This is a genomic window from Dactylosporangium siamense (genome assembly GCF_016862795.1).
GTDB classification, from domain to species: domain Bacteria; phylum Actinomycetota; class Actinomycetes; order Mycobacteriales; family Micromonosporaceae; genus Dactylosporangium; species Dactylosporangium siamense.
In genome coordinates this window covers 1-19,303 of sequence record NZ_BONQ01000073.1, presented here as the reverse complement: position 1 = coordinate 19,303, position 19,303 = coordinate 1, and the positions used below count along the sequence as shown (strand labels likewise).

The window sequence follows — 19,303 nt, the reverse complement described above, 5'->3', positions numbered from 1 at the left end:
GCAGTTGCGTTGTGCGTCTTTGGACGCAGACACCGTACGCCAACCTCGGTCTCATATTCAGCGAAGCACCTGATGGGTGCGATCACCTGTGGGAGTCACCGATGAAGTTCAAGGCACCGCTCATCACGCTCGGCGCCGGACTTGTAGTTGCCGGCGTTCTGTACACGCTCAACGTCGATCTCAGTAACGACGTCGAGAGGAACAACGCGGCGGCGAACCAGACCGCGACCGCCGCGGCGCCGGCCGCCCCGGCCTCCACGCAACCGGCGGCGGACCCTCCGCCGAGCACCGCCCCCGCGTCCAGCGCGCCGGCCGGCGACGGCAGCGGCAACGCCGCCCAGCAGGGCACGGTCACCTATGCCGGGTCGGTCGACGGCGGGGCGGCGTCGCTCGCCATCGTCGTCAACAACGGCAAGGCGATCGCCTACGTCTGCGACGGCAAGAAGGTCGAGGCGTGGCTCAACGGCACCATGGCCAACGGTCAGATCGACCTCAAGGGCACCGCGGGAAGCCTGACGGGCACCTACGGCGGCGGCCAGGTCAAGGGCAACGTCACCGCGGGCACCAAGTCCTGGGGCTTCACGGTCAAGACGGCGGCCCCGCCGTCGGGCCTGTACCGCTCGGCCGCGTCGCTGCGCGGCAAGCTCGACGCCAGCTGGGTCGTCCTGCCGGACGGCAAGCAGGTCGGCGTCCAACGCAAGAACGGCGAGTTCTCCGAGGCGCCGCCCTTCGACGTGAACAGCAGGACCGCCACGGTCGACGGGACGCAGGTCCCGATCGAGGCGGGCAACCCCAACGCCAGCTCCGGTTACTGAGAGGAGAGCCGTCACCATGTCCCCGGATGAGACCCAGACCGCTCCGGTCATCCAGCCCACCAACCCGAAGACGGCCGCGACCCTCATCGTGCCGGTGCTGGTCGCCTGTTTCGTCGCCGGCGCCCTCGGCGTCTACGGCAAGCTGCACGAACCGACCGGCTTCGCGGTGAACGTCGCGGGCTTCTCCAGCCCGCTGACGGTCAAGGTGTGGCTCGCCACGCTCGCCTTCGTGCTCGCGATCGTGCAGCTGTTCACCGCGCTCGTCATGTACGGCAAGATCCCGCTGCGCAACGCGTCCTGGCTCGGCGGGGTGCACCGCTGGTCGGGGCGCCTGGCGTTCATCGCGTCGATCCCGGTGGCCCTGCACTGCCTCTACGCCCTGGGCTTCGCCGACTACGACACCCGGGTGCTCCTGCACTCGCTGCTCGGCTGCTTCTTCTACGGTACTTTCGCCGCGAAGATGCTGATCCTGGCCAAGAAGGGCGTGCCCGGCTGGGCGCTGCCGCTGTTCGGCGGCCTCGTCTTCACCGCACTGTCCGGCCTGTTCGTCACCTCCGCGCTGTGGTTCTTCACCACCTCCGGCGTCAAGTTCTGAAAGGGATCGAAGGACCATGAGCAACACGACTCGACGGACCCTGCTGACCGGCGCCGGTGCGGTCGGGCTGACCGCGGCCCTGGCCGGTTGCGCGGCCTACGGCGACACCGGCACCGACGCCGGGGCCCCGGCCCCGGCCGAGAACACGGGCGGCGGCGCCACGACCGCGACCACCGGGGGCGGCGCGCCCGCCGCCGGCGGCGGCGGCTTCGCCAAGACCTCCGACATCCCCGTCGGCGGCGGCAAGATCTTCGAAGACCAGAAGATCGTGGTGACCCAGCCGACCGCGGGCCAGTTCAAGTGCTTCACCGCGGTGTGCACGCACGCCGGCTGCGTGGTGGGAGACGTGTCCGGCGGCACCATCAACTGCCCGTGCCACGGCAGCAAGTTCAAGGTCGCGGACGGCTCGGTCGCGAACGGCCCGGCCAGCAAGGCGCTCAAGGCCGTCGCCATCAAGGTGAACGGCGACTCCATCGCCAAGGCTTGACTCCCACAGGGTCAGCTGCCCAGGCGCGTCCACCCGGACGTGACCTGGGCAGCTGGCTGTCGGGAAAAGTTCTTCCGGATTCAGGTAACCCGATCGGCGCGAGGTGGCGTTTATAGCGGTCACTGGAAGACTTCCGTGGAAGGACCGTTGCCGTCATGCACCGCATCGCCCGTGCTCTCGTCGCTGCCGCCTTCGCCACCGGGCTCGCCGCCTGCCAGGCTCAGCAGCCGACCCCCGCGCCGAGCACCGCGCCCAGCGCGGGATCGAGCTCCACGACCAAGGACAAGGCGCCGCCGCCGTTTCCCGGGAAGCTGTCGGTGCTCACGTTCGAAACCGGCAAGCCGATGAGCCTCGCGCGCGGCGGCAAGGCCGTCACGTTCGGCCTCCGGTACCCCGAGGACATGCTGGCGCGACCGTCGTTCGACGAGCAGCACCTCGCCCTGATCAGCACCCCCGACGCCAGCAAGGTCGAGCCCGGCTCCCTGGTCGTCGTCGACGTCGACGGCGGGCGGCACGTCCTCGCGGACAACGTCCCCTGGGGTGGCGGCGTGGCGCCGACCTGGACCCCGGACGGCACGGCGGTCATCCACGACGGCGTCCGCTACGAGGTCTCCGGGAAGTCGCACGCTTCGGCCGGGCTCGGCCATGCCAACTACCTGGTGTACTCCGTGAACGGCGGCGCACTGGCGCACACCCGATCGGGGACGTCGATCGAGGTGCGACCCACCGGCGGCGCGGCGCGCAGCGTCGACATCTCGGCGTTGCCCGGCTGCGACATCGCCTGCCCGTCCGCCGTGCAGGCGGTCTCCGACAGCGGCGACTTCGTCGCGCTGGGCCGCGGCGACACCGACCCCGGCCGCACCACCTCGACCACGCTCGTCGTGGACACCCGGACCGGCCGGCCCGTCGACCTCGGCACGCGCAACGGGCTCCAGCACGTCTGGTTCCCCACCGGGGGCGGCGCGATCGTCGCCGACGCCGAAGGGCTGCACGTGCTCGACGCCACCTGGCACGAGACCGGCACCTTCCCGGCGCCCGGCGCCGGCCAGCTCTTCTACGCCGCGTAGGTTTCCGCCGCGATGGAACAGGACGAGCACGACTTCGAGGCCTTCTACCGGGCCCGGACCCCGGCGCTGCTGCGCACCGCATACCTGCTGACCGGTGACCGGCACCTCGCCGAGGACCTGGTGCAGGACGCCCTGGCCCGCACGCACCGGGGCTGGCGGAAGCTGCGCGACGGTGGCAACCCCGAGGCATACGCCCGACAGGTCATGTATCACCTGCAGGTCAGCCGATGGCGCCGCAAGCGCGTCACGGAGTCGCTCCCCGGCGACCTGCCGGAGCGCCGCGACGGCCGCGATCAGGCCGGAGACGCGGCAAGCAGGCTGGCGCTGCGACAGGCGCTGCTGACCCTGCCGACCCGACAGCGCGCGGCCCTGGTGCTGCGCTACTTCGAGGACTACAGCGAGACGGCCGCCGCCGAGCTGCTGGGTTGCCGGGTCGGCACCCTGAAGAGCCACACGTCCCGCGGTCTGGCGGCGCTGCGCAAGGCACTGCCGGACCTGGCGACGGAGGGGATGTTCCGATGAACCTGCACGATCAGTTCGACGACCTGGCCGGCGAGATGACCGGCACCGATCTCGCCGACCTCCGGAAGCGGGTGGACCGCACCTCGCGGCACCTGCGGAACCGCCGGATGATCGCCTCGTCCGCCGCCGCGGTCGCGGTGGTGGCGGCGCTGACGACCGGCGCGGCCGCGCTGCGGATCCAGTCCGGCGACACCCGCCCGGACGTGGTGCCGGCTGCCACCGTCACCCCGCCGTCCGCGCCATCCTCCACCCCGCCGTCCGCGCCACTCGTCACGGCGCCGTCCACTGTGGACTCGATCCCGGGCGCCCTGTCGTTCCTGCCCCGGTTGCAGGCCGGCAAGACCATCGAGCTCCACCGGTATGTCAACGGGACCCCGCAGACGGTCACGTTCGGCGCCGCCACCGGCAAGGACATGTATGCGACGCCCTCGCCGGACGGGACCCGCCTGGCGATCAACACGTCGCCGAACGGGGATCTGATCGCCCCCGGCGACCTGGTCGTGGTCAGCCCGGGCGGGGCCCGCAAGACGATCGCCCGCGACGTCAACTGGTCCGGTGGCAGCACCGTCGTCTGGACCCCGGACGGCACGGCGCTGATCGCGGCCGGCATCCGGTACGACGCCAAGACCGGCGCGAGCCGGCCTTTCCACGACAAGCCGGGATACCTGGCCTACTCGCCGGGCGGCACGACGATCGCCTACGTCCACCCGACCGAGCCGAACGCCGTCAAGGTCACGAAGGTGGACGGCGGCTCGCCGCGCACGGTGTCCGTCGCCGGCCAGGACGAGTGCGAACGCACCGCCGGCTGCCCGACCTCGGTCCAGGCGGTCTCCGACGACGGCCGCTACGTCGCGCTCGGCAACGTGAACAGCGACCCCAGCCACGTGTACTCCACGGTGCTGGTCTACGACACGGTGGCCAAGCAGCGCCTGTCCCAGCTGGGCAAGGTCGAGCACGTCTTCTTCCGTGCGGACGGCGCGATCGTGGTCACCGCGACCCAGGTGAAGGTGCTCGACCAGGCGTGGCAGGTCGTGCACACCTTCCCGGCGCCGGCGCACGACGCCGCCACGCCCGTCTTCTACCGGGCCTGAGCCGCGCGGCCGTCCGCCAGGAAGGCGATCAGCGTCTCGGTGAACGGGGGCCCGTCCGACCACAGCACCAGGGTCGGGCGGGCCGGCGGCGGCAGCGCGACGGCGTCGATGACGACCAGGCGGTCGATCTTCGTCGGGTGCTCCGCCGCCAGCCGGGCCGCCACGTGCCCGCCGAGGTCCTGGCCGACGACGTCGAAGGTGTCGTGGCCGAGCGAGTGCATCAGGGCCAGGCAGTCCAGGGCCATCTCGTGCACGAGGGCCGGCCACGCCTCGTCGGTGGTGCGCACCGAGCCGCCGTAGCCGCGCAGGTCCGGCCGGACCACGGTGTGCCCGGTGGCGAGCGCCGGGGCGAGCTCGTCCCAGACGTCCAGCGTGCCGGCGTGGCCGTGCAGCAGCAGCACCGGCGGGCCGCTGCCCTCGCGGCGGACACGCAAGGTCACGTCCCACAGGTCGATCCGGTCCTCGAACACCCCCATTCCATACCCAACTGGCACCCGGCCGCCGCTCGCACCCCCCGTAAGAGTGAACACGAGGGCACTCAACTTTTGTCGATATAGAGGAAAGTCTGTTGCTTTTGAGCGAAAGACGTTACTGTCTGGCACACATCGATGTCCTCCAGTCGGCGGGAGTCCATCGAGCCGCCCGCTCACAGGAGGTCCGGTGAAACACCCCCACCGCCGACGATGGACCGTCGGTGCCTCAGCTCTGGCCCTGATCGTATCGAGTTTCGTGAGTGTCGCGACGTTCGCGACCGTCGAGGCCGCCGCCCCCACCCCAGCGGCCGCCGCCCCACCGCCCGCCAGCGACTTCGAGAAGGTCAAGCTCGACGGCGGGCTCACCATGGGCGAGCCGATCGAGCTGGCCGTCCTGCCTGACGGCAAGGTCATGTACATCAACCGGGGCACCACCGCCGGCGGCGGTCAGGTCCGGCTGTACAACCCCACGACCCAGTCCACGACCGTGGCGCTGACGCTCCAGCTGGACGCGCGCTTCGAGGACGGCCTGATCGGCATCACGCTGCACCCGCAGTTCGCCACCAACCGCTGGGTCTTCATCTTCTACTCACCGAAGGTGACCCCGCTGGTCAACCGGATCTCCCGGTTCACCTTCAATGCCACCACCAACGTCCTCGACCCCGCCAGCGAGGACATGATCATCGAGTGGCCCACCGAGCGCAACCTGTGCTGCCACTCGGCCGGGTCGATGACCTGGGACTCGAACAACAACCTGTACTTCGCGGTCGGCGACAACACCAACTCCGGCGGCGACTCGGCCGGCATGGCGCCGATCGACGAGCGGACCAACCGCGACCCGCAGTACGACGCCCAGCGCTCCTCGGGCAACACCAACGACCTGCGCGGGAAGATCAACCGGATCCACCCGGAGAGCAACGGCACCTACACGATCCCGTCCGGGAACCTCTTCGCGCAGAGCGCGCAGACCCGCGGCGAGATCTACATCATGGGGACCCGCAACCCGTACCGGATCTGGGTCGACACCAAGGCGAACAACACCCTCTACTGGGGTGAGGTCGGCCCCGACGCCGGTGCCACGGTCGCCAACCGGGGGCCGGCGGCCTTCGACGAGTTCAACCGGGCGAGCGGGCCGGGCAACTACGGCTGGCCCTACTGCGGCGGTCCGAACGTGGCCTACAACGACTGGGACTTCGCCGCCAACGCACCCCGTGGCTGGTTCCCGTGCGGCGGCAGCACCGGGCCGGTCAACAACTCGCCCCGCAACACCGGCCTGCAGCAGCTCCCGCCGACCAAGCCGGCGCTGGTCTGGGAGCAGCACGGCGGCAGCGTGCAGTGGCCGCAGCTGGACAGCCCCGGTGGCTGTGGATCACCGAACCACACCGAGGTGTACCACTACGACCCCAACCTCAACTCGTCGGTGAAGTGGCCGCAGTACTACGACAACAAGTGGATCATCTCCGAGTACTGCCGCAACTGGCTGAAGATGGTCAACTTCGACAACGGCAACCCGGCCACGGGCAACCCGGTCTCGGGTGGCATCGAGCCCGTCAACGCCGGCACGCCGTTCGTCCACCCGATCGACTGGCAGTTCGGCCCGGACGGCTCGATGTACATGCTGGAATACGGCAGCGGCTACTTCTCGGGCGCCGCCGACGCCGGCCTGTACAAAATCAACTACGTCCAGGGCGGGCGGTCACCGATCGCCAAGGCCACCGTGAACAAGGACAACGGCCTCGCGCCGCTCGCGGTGACCTTCTCCAGCGCGGGCTCCAGCGACCCCGACGGCGACACGATCACCTACGCCTGGGACTTCGACAACAACGGCACGACGGACTCGACGGCGGCCAACCCTTCGTACACGTACACCACCAACGGCGCGAAGCAGGCCCGGCTGACGGTGCGCGACCCGGCCGGACACACCGGCACCACCCTGGTCCCGATCACCATCGGCAACAACCGTCCGACCGTCACGATCTCCGGCGTCCCGGCCGGCGGCATGTTCGACTGGAACGACAACTTCACCGTCACGGCCTCGGCCACCGACCCGCAGGACGGCCCGATCGACTGCTCGAAGATCGTGATCGCGGTCGCCCTCGGCCACCAGGAACACGCCCACGACGAGGGCGCCGGCACCGGCTGCTCTGCCACCTTCAACACCGGACCGGTGCACGCCGGACCCGACTCGGTGCTGTTCTTCGTCGTGCGCGCCACCTACACCGACAACGGCGCCTCGGGCTCGGCGCCGCTGACCGGCTCCTCGGAGTTCACGCTGTGGCCCAAGTACTGGCAGGCCGAGCACTACGTGTCGCTGTCCGGTCCGCAGGTCATCACGGCGGCGGCGGCCGACGGTGGCAAGCGGCTCGGCGACATCCAGTCCGGTGAGAGCGTCCGGCACCACGCCGTGTCGCTGAAGAACATCACCGGCGTCAAGGCCCGGGTCTCCTCCGGCGGTGGCGGCGGCACGGTCTCCTTCCGCTACGACTCGCCCACCGGCACCGAGGTCGCCCGCCTCACCGTGCCGAACACCGGCGGCTGGGAGACCTACGCCGAGGTCAGCGGCGCCGTCACCAAGCCCGACGACGGGACGCACGACCTCTACATCGTGTTCACCGGCGGCACCGGGGCGATCCTGGACCTGGACAGCTACACCTTCACCGGCCCAGGCATCGGCACGCCCGGCGCCCGAACCGGCCCGCTGACGGCGCTCGGCAAGTGCGCCGACATCAACGCGAGCCAGACCGCCGACGGCACCAAGGTCCAGATCTACGACTGCAACGGCACGGGCGCCCAGCAGTGGACGGTCAACGCCAACGGCACCCTCACTGGCCTGGGCAAGTGCCTCGACGTGAAGGCCAGCGGCACCACGAACGGCACGCTCGTGCAGCTCTACACCTGCAACGGCACCGCCGCCCAGCAGTGGGTGATCGAGGCGAACAACGCGATCCGCAACCCCCAGGCCAACAAGTGCCTGGACATCCCCGCTTCGACCACCACCAACGGCACCCAGTTGCAGATCTACGACTGCAACGGCACGGGCGCCCAGACCTGGACGCACCCGTAGTCCCGTGATCCGGAAGACCCTGTGTACCTATGCACAGGGTCTTCCGGATCATTGAAAAGGGTCAGACGGCGAGTGGGAGGGTGACGCGGAAGGCGGCACCCTCTCCCGGTGCGGTGCGCAGGGTTACCTTGCCACCGTGCGCGGCCACCAGGGCGCTCACGATCGACAGACCCAGCCCCGAGCCGGACCCGCTGACGACGCGGGTCCGGCTTTTTTCGAGCCGGTGGAAGCGCTCGAAGACGAGGACGGCATCCTCGGCGGTCATGCCGGGACCGTTGTCGGCGACCTCGAGGACGGCGTCCCGGCCCTCGGTGCCGACGAAGACGGTGACCTCGGTGCCCGGCGGGGTGTGGATCATCGCGTTGGCGATCAGGTTCTGCAGGACCTGCCGCAGCCGCGGCTCGTCGCCCAGGACGATCGCCGGCTCAACGTCGTCGTCGTCCCCGCCCTGCGTGCGCAGGCGCAGCTTGTGATCGTGAGCGGTGACCCTGGCGTCGATCAGCGCGTCGGTGGCCAGGGCGAGCAGGTCGACGGGCTTCTTCTCCAGCGGGCGCTGCTGGTCCATGCGGGCGAGCAGCAGCAGGTCGTCGACGAGCAGGCCCATGCGGGTGGCGTGGTGCTCGATCCGGCCGATGCTCTCGTCCTCGCCGCCCGACTGGCGGTGCAGTTCGGCGAAGCCGCGGATCGAGGTCAGCGGGGTGCGCAGCTCGTGGCTGGCGTCGGCGACGAACCGGCGCATCCGCTCCTCCGACGCGAGGGCCGCCTCCTCCGACGCCCGCCGCTCCTCGAACGCCGTCTCGATCTGCCCCAGCATCGTGTTGAGCGCCATCGACAGCCCCCCGACCTCGGTCCGCGGATCCGCCTCCGGGACGCGCCGCGTCAGGTCCCCGGCGGCGATGGCCTCGGCGGTCTGCTCGACCTCGACGAGCGGCCGGAGGCTGGAGCGCACCAGCAGGTAGGCGACCACGGCGAGCACCAGCAGCACCCCGCCCCCGACGCCGACGGTCACCCAGAGCTGCTGCTTGACGGTGTCGTCGACCTCGTCAAGGCTGAACCCGACCACGACCCAGCCCTGGACCGGGCCGCTGGACTGCCGCTTCACGAGCACGCGCCAGTCGTGACCGACGCCACCGGCGGACGGGACGGTCAGCAGGATCTCCCCGCGGGGGGTGACTTCGCCCTCGCTGGCGAGGCCGGTGATCGTGGTGGCCGGTAGCTTCGGAGCGCCCTGAGGCGCGTTGTTCGGGCCGGCCTTGAAGACCTCCTGCTCGATGGTGCCATCGACATTTTCGCAGCCGACCCAGTAGGCGCTGCGCAACGCCGGGGTGCCCTTGTTGCGGCCGTCGCCGTAGCCGCTGCCGATGCAGTCGTTCAGCGCCGGGCCCGCGCTGTTTCGCAGCTGGTCGTCGACGCGCTGAATGGCGAAGTCGCGGGTGCTGTAGAGGCTGATGCCGCCGGTCAGGACGAGCGCGGCGGTCAGCAGCACCAGCATGAGCGCGACCAGCTTGACGCGGAGCGGCCAGGCCCTCATGTCCGTGGCAACCGCAGCGAGTAGCCGACCCCGCGCAGCGTCTGCAGCAGGCGCGGCTCCGACGTGTCGATCTTCTTGCGCAGGTAGGACACGTAGGACTCGACGACGCCGGCGTCGCCGCCGAAGTCGTACTGCCACACGTGGTCGAGGATCTGCGCCTTGGACAGCACCCGGCCCGGGTTGGTCATGAAGTACCGCAGCAGCTTGAACTCCGTGGGCGACAGCTGGACCTCCTGGCCCGCCTTGAACACCTCGTGGGTGTCCTCGTCGAGCTCGATGTCGGCGAAGGTCAGCCGCGACGACGGGGCCGCGGCGCCGCCGGCCGGGTCGGCGGCGCGGCGCAGCACGGCCTGGATCCGGGCGAGGATCTCCGAGAGGCTGAACGGCTTGGTGACGTAGTCGTCGCCGCCGAGGGTCAGGCCTTTGATCTTGTCCTCGGTGGCGTCGCGGGCGGTCAGGAACAGCACGGGCACGCGGGTGCCCTCGCCGCGCAGCTTGCGCAGCACCTCGAAGCCGTCGAGCTCGGGCATCATGACGTCGAGCAGGATCATGTCGGGGCGGAAGCGGCGGGCCTCCTCCATCGCCTGCCGGCCGCTCGTGGCGCTGGCCACGTCGTAGCCGTGATACTTCAGGCTCGCGGACAGCAGCTCGACGATGTCCGGCTCGTCGTCGACCACAAGCAGCCGCGTCATGATTCACTCCAAGTTCGTCAGATTTCCCCTGTCAACGTCGAGACTGCCGCCGTTTGCTGACCGCCGGTTGCGGTTTCCCTGAAAACCAGCTGTGAACGCGCTGCACCCGCTCCGAGCAGCATCGCCAGCAACACCGGAAACTCCAGATACGCGTGATATGAGGCGAATGCACTGTAGAGCGCTCGCCCCGATGCGTAGTCGATGACGAAGAGCAGCCCCAGCACGGCGCCCAGGCCCGCACCCAGGGCCCAGGCCCGGGATCCGCGCAGCCACGGGACCCGTGCCTCGAACGCCCGAGCGGCGTCAGGGGCGTACCGCGGCAAAAACCAGACCCACACGAAGTAGTGCATGGTCTGCAGGAACGCGAACACCACCAGGAACCGGGCACCGACCGCCACGGAGGACGCGGGCGGCGCGCTGAGCGCCATGATCTTCGCGGGGTCGCCGGCGAAGGCCGCCACGGTTGACGCGGACACTCCGGACACGTCGAAGGCGCCGAGCAGGATGGCGGCCGGCACCACGAAGACCCAGCCGACCTGGATCGACCGGAACCAGCGCCGGGTCACCGGCGGCAGCGCGGCGGCCCACTCCCACAGGAAGAACAGCGGCACCACGTTGTGCAGGTGCGCGAGGACCACGAAGTGGTAGCCGGGCCAGGAGAGTGAAACACCGGCGGCGACGGCCAGCACCGAACCCGCCACCCCGAGAAGCCAGCCGCGCAATGCGTGCGCACATCCGGCGGCGAGGACCGCGTAGCCGACCAGGATCTCGGCGTTGCGGGCGGGCTGACCGACGAACATCGCCGCGATCCGGCAGAGCACGATCGCGCTGATCAGCCCGAGCAGGACGGCCAGGAACCGGCCGTTCAGCACCGGCGCGAACCGCCCGGTGACGTATCGCAACTCCAGGACGTTGTGCAGCACCCCGAACGCGATCAGCCCGAGCACGGTCGTGGCGAGGGGCGCGCCGAGCGCGACGGCCAGTGCGGCGGCGGCCGCGAACAGGAACGGCAGCGTTACCTTCATGCGGTGATCCCGGCGCTGCTGCTGACCATCGCCGTCGAGGTGCCGTTGTACGCACTGGCGCTCTCGGCATTGCGCCTGGCGAAGCCCGGGCGGGCGGTGCTGCTCGGGGTCGTGGTCAACCTGCTGACCCACCCGGTCCTGTGGTGGTTTCTCGCCCCTCGTCCGAGCGCCGGACGGTTCTGGGGTGCGGAGGCCGCGGTCGTGGTCGTCGAGGCGGCGGTCCTGCTGCTGGCCTGCCGCCGCGACCCGGCGCTGCTGCTGGTGACGAGTCTCGGGGCGAACGCCGCGTCGGTGCTCATCGGGCTGCTGGTGCTCTAGTACCTGGTGTTCTTCGTCCGGCGGACCAGCCAGACGATGAGCACGGTCAGGGCGGCGACGAACGCCACGCAGACGAGCGCGACGACGATGGCGGTGCCGGCGAGGAACCCGGGTTCCGGCGCGGCGTCGGCAAGCACGATCTTCATGCCGCGCAGTGTGCACCGCCGCGTCGGAACCCGGTACTGGCTGTTACTCCCGAATCTCGTCCGCCGGCGGGATGTCGCTCGGCGTCGGCGGTTCGGCCGGCCGCCACCACTGCCAGAGCAGGAACAGCAGCCCGAGGGCGAGCATCCCCAGGCCGGTCCAGAGGTTGATCCGGACCCCCGCGGCCTTCTCGATCTCCGCCGGCGAGTCGAAGATGCCGAGGATCGTGACGATCACGCCGTAGACGGTGAAGAGCCCACCGATCACGCGACGGACGTCGAACAACCGGGCCGCCCTGGCGGTCTCCGCTTTCGTCGGGTCAGACATGTGCAGACACCCTCTCCACTACAGGAACGGCAGGTAGAACGCGAAGGCCAGGATCAGCGCGCCGGCGCCGAGCAGGAGCGGTGAGCGGTACCAGGCCTGGTCACCGGCGACGGCATCGGCGGACAGGTCGTGCCGGCCGATGCCGTACACCAGACCGCTGAGCTCCTCGTCGGTCTTGCTGGTGGTGAAGAGCGTGACGACGACGGAGACGATCGCAACCGTCACGAACGCGATGCCGGCGCCCCAGAACGACTCGTCGAGGTCGGAGCCGAACGTGAACCAGCCCCACCACTTGTAGCCCGCGTAGACGATGAACGCCGCGAGCGTGCCGCTGAGCAGACCCCAGAAGCCCGCCCAGGCGGTCATCCGCTTCCAGAACATGCCGATGATGAACGCCCCGAACAGCGGGGCGTTGAACAGCGAGAACAGCGCCTGGATGTAGTCCATGATGTTGCTGTAGCCGGCGGCGATGAACGCGGTGCCGATGCCGATGATGACGCCGACGACCGTGATCCAGCGGCCGATGCGCAGGTAATAGCCGTCGGGCCGGTCCTTCTTCACGTACTCCTGCCAGAGGTCGTACGTGAAGACGGTGTTGAACCCGGAGACGTTGGCCGCCATGCCCGCCATGAACGACGCCAGCAGACCGGTCACGGCGATGCCGAGCACCCCGTTGGGCAGGAACTCGCGCATGAGCAGCGGGATCGCGTTGTTGTACTGCAGGTCGCCCTTGTCGGCGCCGAGCCCCTTGACCGTGACCAGGGCGACCAGGCCGGGGATGACGGTGACGAACGGGATGACCAGCTTCGGGTAGGCCGCGATGATCGGCGTGCGGCGGGCGGCGCTCATGTTGCGGGCCGACAGACCGCGCTGGACCTCGGCGAAGTTCGTCGTCCAGTAGCCGAACGACAGCACGAACCCGAGGCCGAACACGATGCCCCACCAGGGCGCGCCGAGCGGATTGTCGCTGCCGCCGGTGTCGGCCCAGGTGTGCAGGCCGGCCTCGCCGAGCTTCGTGTCGCGGACCGCGGCGAACAGCCCGTCGATCCCGCCGACCTTGACCAGGCCGATGATCGCGATCGGCAGCAGACCGGCGATGATCACGAAGAACTGCAGGACTTCGTTGTAGATGGCGCTGGAAAGACCGCCGAGGGTGATGTACGCCAGGACGATCGCCGCCCCCACCACGATCGCGGTCCACAGCGGCCAGCCGAGCAGCGCCTGCATGATCAGCGCGAGGGCGTACAGGTTCACGCCGGCGATGAGGACCTGGGCGACCGCGAACGACAGCGCGTTGAGCAGGTGGGCGGGCCGGTTGAAGCGGCGCCGCATGTACTCCGGGACGCTTCTGACCTTGGACCCGTAGTAGAAGGGCATCATGACGATGCCGAGGAACACCATGGCCGGCACGGCGCCGATCCAGTAGTAGTGGACCGTCATGATGCCGTACTTGGCACCGTTGGCGGCCATGCCCAGGATCTCCAGCGCGCCAAGGTTGGCGGAGATGAAGGCGAGACCGGTGACCCAGGCCGGCAGCGAGCGCCCGGACAGGAAGAAGTCGGCGCTGTTCTTGATGGACCGGCGGGCGGCGAGACCCACCCCCAGGACGGTGATGAAGTAGAGCGACAGGAGGACGTAGTCCAGCGCGTCCATCTGTAGGCGTAGACCTTCGGCGAGAGTCTGCACCCGTTCCTCCCCTTTGACGACGAGTGAGCGTCATCTCACCTACCCACCGGTAGGTGACGCTCAAACGCAGCTAAAGGGCGAGATGCCTAGCGAGAATCTTCAATAGGTCCTGGGCGCCGTACGGCTTGTCGAGGAAGGCGTCGCACCCCGCGCTCATCGCGGCGGCCCGTTCGTGCGGCAGCACGCTCGCGGTCAGGGCGATGACCTGTGGCCGGTCGGGCTGCGTGCTGAGGTCCGCGGCGAGGCTGAGCCCGTTGCCGTCGGGCAGGTTCACGTCCAGGAGGATCACGTCGACCGGGCTCTCCGTGAGCGCGTCCCGGGCCCGCTGCAGGCTGCCGGCCTCGACCAGCTCGACCTCGCGGATCACGTCGTCGGTGGCGCGGGCCAGGATCGCCCGGACCAGGACGCGGTTGAGCTCCTCGTCCTCCACCAGCAGCACCTTGCTCATTGTTGTGCCCCGTTCCCCCGCGCGTCGGACAGTGTGCTGGCCACCGCGGCCAGGTCGACCCACTCGCGGACGCCGTCGGACGCGGCGGCGCTGCGGGGCATGGTGCCGATGACCTTGCCGGTCAGGCGGACCCGGTCGGCGTCGGACAGGTCGGGCTCGGTCAGCGCCAGCACCGGGATCCCCCGGGTCGCCGGGTCGCCCTCCAGCCCGGCGAGCAGGGCGAAGCCGTCGACGTCGGCCATCTGCAGGTCGCAGATGATCAGGTCGAAGCGGCGGTCGCGGGACAGTCGCAGCCCCTCCGGCCCGTCGTCGCAGGCGACCACGTCGATGCCGCCGTCGCGGAGGTGCTGCTCGACCACCCGCCGGGTCTGGTCGTCGCGGTCGACCACGAGCACCGAGGCGGCGTCGTTGCCCGCCGGCACGACGTGCCGGGCCAGCTGCGCCAGCAGCAGGTCGTGGTCGACGGGCTTGACGAAGAAGTCCGTGGCGCCGAGCGACATGCCGGCCTTCCGGTCGTCGATGATCGTGGCGAAGAAGACCGGGATCCCGCGCAGCGGATCCTCGTGCTTCAGCTCCCGGATCACGTCCCAGCCGTCGAGGCCGGGCATGACGACGTCGAGCAGGATCGCGTCGGGCACCCAGGCCCGCGCGGCCGCCAGGCCCTCCTCCCCGCCCGGCGCGACGCGCACCTGGTAGCCGGCCGCGGCGAGGTAGGTCATGAGCAGCTCGGCGGCGCGGGCGTCGTCGTCGATGATCAGCACCCGGCCGCGGGCGGCGCCGACCGGTCCCGTCACGGGGAGTGCGGTGGGCGCGGCGGCGGGCATCTCGGCGGTCGCGTCCGGCAGCCGCACGGTGAACCGGCTGCCCTCGCCGAGCTCGGACTGCAGGACGATCGAGCCGCCGTGCGCCTCGACCAGCCGCCGGGTCAGCGCGAGCCCCAGCCCGGTGCCGGCCTGCCGCTGCGCGGCGCTGCCGACCTGCTGGAACTCCTCGAACACCCGGGCGTGGTCCTCCGCGGCGATACCGACCCCGCTGTCCGCCACGGACAGCGCGACCTCGCCGGCCTCGCCGGCGGCGCTCAACGCGATCCGGCCACCCTCGGGCGTGAACTTGATCGCGTTGGACAGCAGGTTGTCCAGGATCTGCCGGAAGCGCAGCGGGTCGGCGCGGACGGCCACCTGCGGCACGTCGATCACCACCTCGAGGCCCTTGCGGTCGGTGAGCGGCCGCAGCCCGGTGATCACCTCATGGACCGCGACGTCGAGGGCGAGCGGCTCCGGGTTGAGCTCCAACCGGCCCGCCTCGACCTTGGCCAGGTCGAGGATGTCGTTGATCAGGCCGAGCAGGTGCCGGCCGCTGTTGTGGATGTGGTCGACCCAGTCGGCGGGCACGGTGCGCCGGTCGCCGTCGGGGTGCTCGGCCCGCATCAGGTCGCTGAACCCGATGATCGCGTTCAACGGGGTCCGCAGCTCGTGGCTCATCCCGGCGAGGAAATCGCTCTTGGCCTGGCTGGCGTGGGTGAGCGCGTCGACGGACTCGGCCAGCTGCTCGCTCAGCCGGCGCTGCTCGGCGAGGGTCGTGCTGCGCTCCGCGAGGGCCTGCGCCTGGCCGCCGAGCACCGCCGTCAGGCGCAGGTCGTCGGTCGTGAACAGGGCCTGGTACCGGTCCATCAGCAGCACGGCGCCGCACTCGTCCGCGGACAGGGACAGCTCCAGCGCGGTGACGAGCCGGGCGCCGGTCGCCTGCGCGTAGTACGTGGCGAGCGCCGGTGCGGGCCGGCGGGTCGAGCCGGCCGTGACCGGTTGCCGGGCGGCGAGCAGCAGCGCGAGGTCCTTGTCCGTCAGCTCCGGCATCGGGTCGTGCGGCAGGCTGGCACCGGACCGGCAGACGGCCGCGACCTGCTCCAACCGGCCCCCGCGCGCCGTGCGCACCAGGACGACCGCGTCGGTGCCGGTCGTCTCGTGCACCACCTGGACGAACCGGCGCCACACCTGGGCGGTGCTGACGGCCGACGGCAGCCGCTGGAGGTCTTCGGTCGCTTCGTACCAGACGGTGGCCGACATCACCCGGCGCAGCCAGGCGGGCGGCATGAACGCGATCAGGTAGCCGACCGCGGACACGAGCGCGACGACCCGCCCGGCCGGCGCGAGCCAGCTCCTGGTGCTCGGCGACAGCGCCGCGCCGGTGTACAGCATCAACATCATCGCCACGAACGCATAGGTGGCCACGGCGGCGAGGCGCAGCCTGGCCCTGGCCGCACCGGACCGCCGCTGCGCACCGATCAGCAGGTAGGTGCCGGCGATCACCTCGGTCACGGTGAACGTGCCGGAGGCCAGCAGCAGGTAGCCGACGTTCAGCGGGCGCGGCGCCGCGGCGACGGCGACGATGCTCGCCACCAGCGAGATCAGCAGGGTGCGGTCGAGCCAGGTCGGCACGTGCCGCAGCCGGGCGGTGAGCCGCAGCGTCAGGTACGGCTGCAGCATGAGCAGCGCGGTCGTGCTGGCGCTCACCGCGGTCGGGAGCGGTGCGCCGAGGATCTGGCGCACCAACGCGTTGACGCACACCGCCACCGGCGGCAGGAAGATCAGCGTGATGGCCCGTTGCATCGGATCCCGGGTGGCGAGATACCCCCCGAGCGCGCGCAGGAACACCGCGGTTACCAGCAGTGCTGTGACTAGAGTTATCATCCGACTACGCCCCGTAACAGTTGGACGGGACTCACTCTAGCCAGGGGGACGGATGGGCGCGACGGAACCGGCCGACGAGCTCGCCCTGCTCCGGGCGGAGGTCGCCGACGGCACCCATGACCTTTCCAACGCTCTGGGCGCGATCCTCAACTATGTGGCGTTCCTGGCCGAAGACCTCGGCGACAACCCGGCGGCCGCGGACTACCTGCCGCACCTGCAGAGTGCCGCCCATCGGGCATTGGGCGTTGTCGAACGGTTGAGCGCGAGCGGCGCCCGCTGAGCGCTAGCGGCGCTCGCTGAGGCTCTTGCAGCGCACGCACAGCGTGACCGACGGAAACGCGGTCAGCCGCGCGACCGGGATGTCCTCGGAGCAGCGCTCGCACCGGCCGTAGGTGCCCTCGTCGAGCCGCTCCAGCGCCCGCTCCACCTGGTCCATTCTGGCCCGGATCGACAGCGCGAGCGCAAACTCCTGATCCCGGCTGAACGCCTTGGTGCCCAGGTCGGCGACGTCGTCACCGGCGTCGACCACGCCCGCGAGGGTCATCTCGGCAACCGCATCGGCGTGCTCGGCGGCGAGTTCCTGGTGCCGCGCGCTCAGCGCCGAACGAAGGTCCGCGAAGCGCTGCGCACCACCGGCAACCGACATTTCTGGTTGAACGAGCATCCTGGCCCCCTGAAGTGGTGCTGAGTCGCGTGCGATTGGCTTCCGGTTTGCCCACCACGAAGGGTGCGCAAACCTGACTCATCCCCGACTCTGGCGGTGCTGTCACTGTTCAACCAGGGCACGAACGGGCACCATGGGATACGTGTTCACCGCCGAGCCCGACACCTCCGAGGTCACCGTCGAGGTGCCAGCCGGTGCGGTCCGGCAGGCCAGGGCCGTCATCACCCGCACGCTGACCGCCTGGGGCCTCACCCACCTCACCAGGTCCGCGGTGATGGTCGGCCACGAGCTCGTCGCCAACGCCCTGCGCCATGGCACCCCGCCGGCGGCCCTGCGCCTGCGCCGCACCGAGGGCGCGGTGCTCATCGAGGTCGGCGACGGCAGCACCGCGCTGCCCCGGATCGCCGAGATCGACAACGAGACCAGCCTCTCCGGCCGGGGCATGTTCATCGTGTCGCGGCTGGCCCGCGCCTGGGGTGTCCGCCCCCTCCCGACCGGCAAGGTGGTCTGGGCCGAGCTGGCCTGACCAGCGCCTCAGAGCGCCTTGAGGTGCCTCGCCGCCTCGGGGAGCGGTTCGCCGACGGTCCGGTGCAGGGAGCGCCACAGCGACGGCACGCTGGTGGCCGGCTCGCCCCGGGCGGCGAACAGCGCGGTGAGCCAGTCGTCCGCCTCGCGCAGGAGCCGGGGATCGTCCGTGAGCAGCGCCGCGGACAGGGAGTGCAGCGCGTGGTCGACCGCGTCGCGGGCCAGACCTGCCTCGTCGGCCGGGTCGCCGGGGGCGTCCAGCCAGTGGCGGCGGGCGGCGGCGCGAAACTCGGCGAAGCGGATCACCATCTCCGCGTGCTCGTCGGCGCCGGCGTGGCGGGCCCGGTCAACGGTCCAGGTCAGGTCGCTCGCGGCGGCGACGAGGCCGGTGAGCACGGTCGCCGCGGTGCGGGCGTCCCCGGCCCAGCCGGACGCGCCCAGCGCCCTGGCCCGGGTGTCGTCCGGGCCGAACGCGCCGCCGCCGACCAGGACCGGCAGGCCGGCCTCCCGGGCGGCGCCGATCAGGCGCCGGGCGGCCGGTAGCGACGCCGCGACGGAGCAGCTGATCGCGACCGCGTCCGCGTCGACGTCGTCGAGAAACCGGGCGAACTGCAGCGGCGACGTCGAAGCGCCCAGGAAGGTGGTGCGCCAACCGGCGGCCTGCAGGCCGTAGCCGACCAGGCGGGCCGGCAGTCCGTGCCACTCGCGCTCCGCGCAGGCCAGGATCACGTGCCCGACCGGCGTGGCGGGGGCGGGGATCCGGGCGCCGACCGCGATCGCGACGGACTCGCTGGTCGCGGTCGCGGCATGCTCGTGCGCGACCGTCCAAGCGCCCTCCGCCCAGCGCAGCCCGACCTGCTCCTGCGCCGGCGCGACGACGTCGAGCAGGACGTCGACGGGATCGGCGCCGCCGTCGACCAGGGCCAGCGCGTACTGCACGGCACCGGCCGCGTCGCGGCGCTGGAGGAGGTCGAAGTACGGCCAGAAGGCGAGCCCGGTCATGCGTCCTCACTTCGTTCCGGGCGCCTGCCCCAACACTGAACCCCCGATGACCGGCCCGAGACGCTCCGCTGGCCGGTCATACGTCCTCACTCCGCTCCGGGCGCATGACCCATTGCTGATCCCCAGATGACCGGCCCGAG

At 70.7% G+C, this 19,303-nt stretch carries 21 protein-coding genes; 10 read left to right on the top strand and 11 right to left on the bottom strand.

What is annotated here, in order from left to right; genetic code table 11:
* Positions 1-101 precede the first annotated feature (101 nt).
* The 6 genes from Dsi01nite_RS23445 (at position 102) to Dsi01nite_RS23420 (ending at position 4,577) form a co-directional block, all read left to right on the top strand.
* Complete coding sequence (locus Dsi01nite_RS23445) at positions 102-815, top strand: hypothetical protein (RefSeq protein WP_203848385.1); 714 nt, start codon at positions 102-104, stop codon at positions 813-815.
* A 16-nt stretch (positions 816-831) separates the two neighbouring features.
* The gene (locus tag Dsi01nite_RS23440; protein WP_239136118.1) at positions 832-1,410 is read left to right on the top strand and encodes a DUF6529 family protein; all 579 of its coding nucleotides are present in this window, start codon (positions 832-834) and stop codon (positions 1,408-1,410) included.
* A 16-nt stretch (positions 1,411-1,426) separates the two neighbouring features.
* Positions 1,427-1,897 (top strand): Rieske (2Fe-2S) protein, encoded by a 471-nt coding sequence (locus tag Dsi01nite_RS23435; RefSeq protein WP_203848384.1) that lies wholly within the window; start codon positions 1,427-1,429, stop codon positions 1,895-1,897.
* Positions 1,898-2,052: 155 nt separating this feature from the next.
* Entirely contained in the window at positions 2,053-2,964 is a 912-nt protein-coding gene (locus Dsi01nite_RS23430; RefSeq protein ID WP_203848383.1) for a hypothetical protein, read from the top strand.
* A gap of 12 nt (positions 2,965-2,976) precedes the next feature.
* Positions 2,977-3,486 carry a SigE family RNA polymerase sigma factor gene (locus Dsi01nite_RS23425; RefSeq protein WP_203848382.1) on the top strand — a complete coding sequence of 170 codons (510 nt, stop codon included), beginning with the start codon at positions 2,977-2,979 and terminating at the stop codon, positions 3,484-3,486.
* Positions 3,483-4,577, top strand: coding sequence for a WD40 repeat domain-containing protein (locus tag Dsi01nite_RS23420; RefSeq protein WP_203848381.1), 1,095 nt, complete (start codon positions 3,483-3,485; stop codon positions 4,575-4,577). Before Dsi01nite_RS23425 ends, Dsi01nite_RS23420 begins: the two co-directional genes overlap by 4 nt.
* On the opposite strand, the gene Dsi01nite_RS23415 is transcribed toward Dsi01nite_RS23420, so the two are convergent.
* Positions 4,565-5,047 carry an alpha/beta fold hydrolase gene (locus Dsi01nite_RS23415; RefSeq protein ID WP_203848380.1) on the bottom strand — a complete coding sequence of 161 codons (483 nt, stop codon included), beginning with the start codon at positions 5,045-5,047 and terminating at the stop codon, positions 4,565-4,567. The genes Dsi01nite_RS23420 and Dsi01nite_RS23415 overlap by 13 nt on opposite strands.
* Positions 5,048-5,306: 259 nt before the next feature.
* Here Dsi01nite_RS23415 and Dsi01nite_RS23410 point away from each other — a divergent pair, with 259 nt between their 5' ends.
* Positions 5,307-8,114, top strand: coding sequence for a carbohydrate-binding protein (locus Dsi01nite_RS23410; RefSeq protein ID WP_203848379.1), 2,808 nt, complete (start codon positions 5,307-5,309; stop codon positions 8,112-8,114).
* Between the two features lie 61 nt (positions 8,115-8,175).
* Here Dsi01nite_RS23410 and Dsi01nite_RS23405 read toward each other — a convergent pair whose 3' ends face one another.
* Genes Dsi01nite_RS23405 through Dsi01nite_RS23395 form a run of 3 tightly spaced genes read right to left on the bottom strand, consistent with a single transcriptional unit; the run spans position 8,176 to position 11,362 of the window.
* Entirely contained in the window at positions 8,176-9,645 is a 1,470-nt protein-coding gene (locus tag Dsi01nite_RS23405; RefSeq protein WP_203848378.1) for a sensor histidine kinase, read from the bottom strand.
* Positions 9,642-10,337, bottom strand: coding sequence for a response regulator transcription factor (locus tag Dsi01nite_RS23400; protein ID WP_203848377.1), 696 nt, complete (start codon positions 10,335-10,337; stop codon positions 9,642-9,644). The genes Dsi01nite_RS23405 and Dsi01nite_RS23400 overlap by 4 nt, the downstream gene beginning before the upstream one ends.
* Before the next feature lie 17 nt (positions 10,338-10,354).
* Positions 10,355-11,362 (bottom strand): hypothetical protein, encoded by a 1,008-nt coding sequence (locus Dsi01nite_RS23395; protein WP_203848376.1) that lies wholly within the window; start codon positions 11,360-11,362, stop codon positions 10,355-10,357.
* Positions 11,363-11,365: 3 nt separating this feature from the next.
* Between Dsi01nite_RS23395 and Dsi01nite_RS23390 the strand changes: the two genes are divergently transcribed.
* The gene (locus Dsi01nite_RS23390) at positions 11,366-11,680 is read left to right on the top strand and encodes a hypothetical protein (RefSeq protein ID WP_203848375.1); all 315 of its coding nucleotides are present in this window, start codon (positions 11,366-11,368) and stop codon (positions 11,678-11,680) included.
* Here Dsi01nite_RS23390 and Dsi01nite_RS23385 read toward each other — a convergent pair.
* The 5 genes from Dsi01nite_RS23385 to Dsi01nite_RS23365 form a co-directional block, all read right to left on the bottom strand.
* Positions 11,677-11,826 carry a hypothetical protein gene (locus Dsi01nite_RS23385; protein ID WP_203848374.1) on the bottom strand — a complete coding sequence of 50 codons (150 nt, stop codon included), beginning with the start codon at positions 11,824-11,826 and terminating at the stop codon, positions 11,677-11,679. The genes Dsi01nite_RS23390 and Dsi01nite_RS23385 overlap by 4 nt on opposite strands.
* A 43-nt stretch (positions 11,827-11,869) precedes the next feature.
* On the bottom strand, positions 11,870-12,151 hold the full coding sequence (locus Dsi01nite_RS23380; protein ID WP_203848373.1) for a hypothetical protein: 282 nt from the start codon (positions 12,149-12,151) through the stop codon (positions 11,870-11,872).
* Between the two features lie 18 nt (positions 12,152-12,169).
* A complete protein-coding gene (locus Dsi01nite_RS23375; protein ID WP_203848372.1) occupies positions 12,170-13,804 on the bottom strand; it encodes a sodium:solute symporter family protein in 1,635 nt (544 codons plus the stop codon).
* A gap of 103 nt (positions 13,805-13,907) precedes the next feature.
* Positions 13,908-14,285 carry a response regulator gene (locus tag Dsi01nite_RS23370; RefSeq protein ID WP_203848371.1) on the bottom strand — a complete coding sequence of 126 codons (378 nt, stop codon included), beginning with the start codon at positions 14,283-14,285 and terminating at the stop codon, positions 13,908-13,910.
* Complete coding sequence (locus Dsi01nite_RS23365) at positions 14,282-16,936, bottom strand: hybrid sensor histidine kinase/response regulator (RefSeq protein ID WP_203848370.1); 2,655 nt, start codon at positions 16,934-16,936, stop codon at positions 14,282-14,284. Before Dsi01nite_RS23365 ends, Dsi01nite_RS23370 begins: the two co-directional genes overlap by 4 nt.
* An 88-nt stretch (positions 16,937-17,024) precedes the next feature.
* Between Dsi01nite_RS23365 and Dsi01nite_RS23360 the strand changes: the two genes are divergently transcribed.
* Positions 17,025-17,252: a hypothetical protein gene (locus tag Dsi01nite_RS23360; RefSeq protein WP_203848369.1), complete on the top strand. Its 228-nt coding sequence runs from the start codon at positions 17,025-17,027 to the stop codon at positions 17,250-17,252.
* A gap of 3 nt (positions 17,253-17,255) precedes the next feature.
* Here the strand turns inward: Dsi01nite_RS23360 and Dsi01nite_RS23355 are convergent, their stop codons facing one another.
* Positions 17,256-17,636 (bottom strand): TraR/DksA family transcriptional regulator, encoded by a 381-nt coding sequence (locus Dsi01nite_RS23355; protein WP_203848368.1) that lies wholly within the window; start codon positions 17,634-17,636, stop codon positions 17,256-17,258.
* Between the two features lie 133 nt (positions 17,637-17,769).
* Here Dsi01nite_RS23355 and Dsi01nite_RS23350 point away from each other — a divergent pair, with 133 nt between their 5' ends.
* Positions 17,770-18,162 (top strand): ATP-binding protein, encoded by a 393-nt coding sequence (locus Dsi01nite_RS23350; RefSeq protein WP_203848367.1) that lies wholly within the window; start codon positions 17,770-17,772, stop codon positions 18,160-18,162.
* Positions 18,163-18,170: 8 nt separating this feature from the next.
* Here the strand turns inward: Dsi01nite_RS23350 and Dsi01nite_RS23345 are convergent, their stop codons facing one another.
* A complete protein-coding gene (locus Dsi01nite_RS23345; RefSeq protein ID WP_203848366.1) occupies positions 18,171-19,163 on the bottom strand; it encodes a cobalamin B12-binding domain-containing protein in 993 nt (330 codons plus the stop codon).
* Positions 19,164-19,303 lie beyond the last annotated feature (140 nt).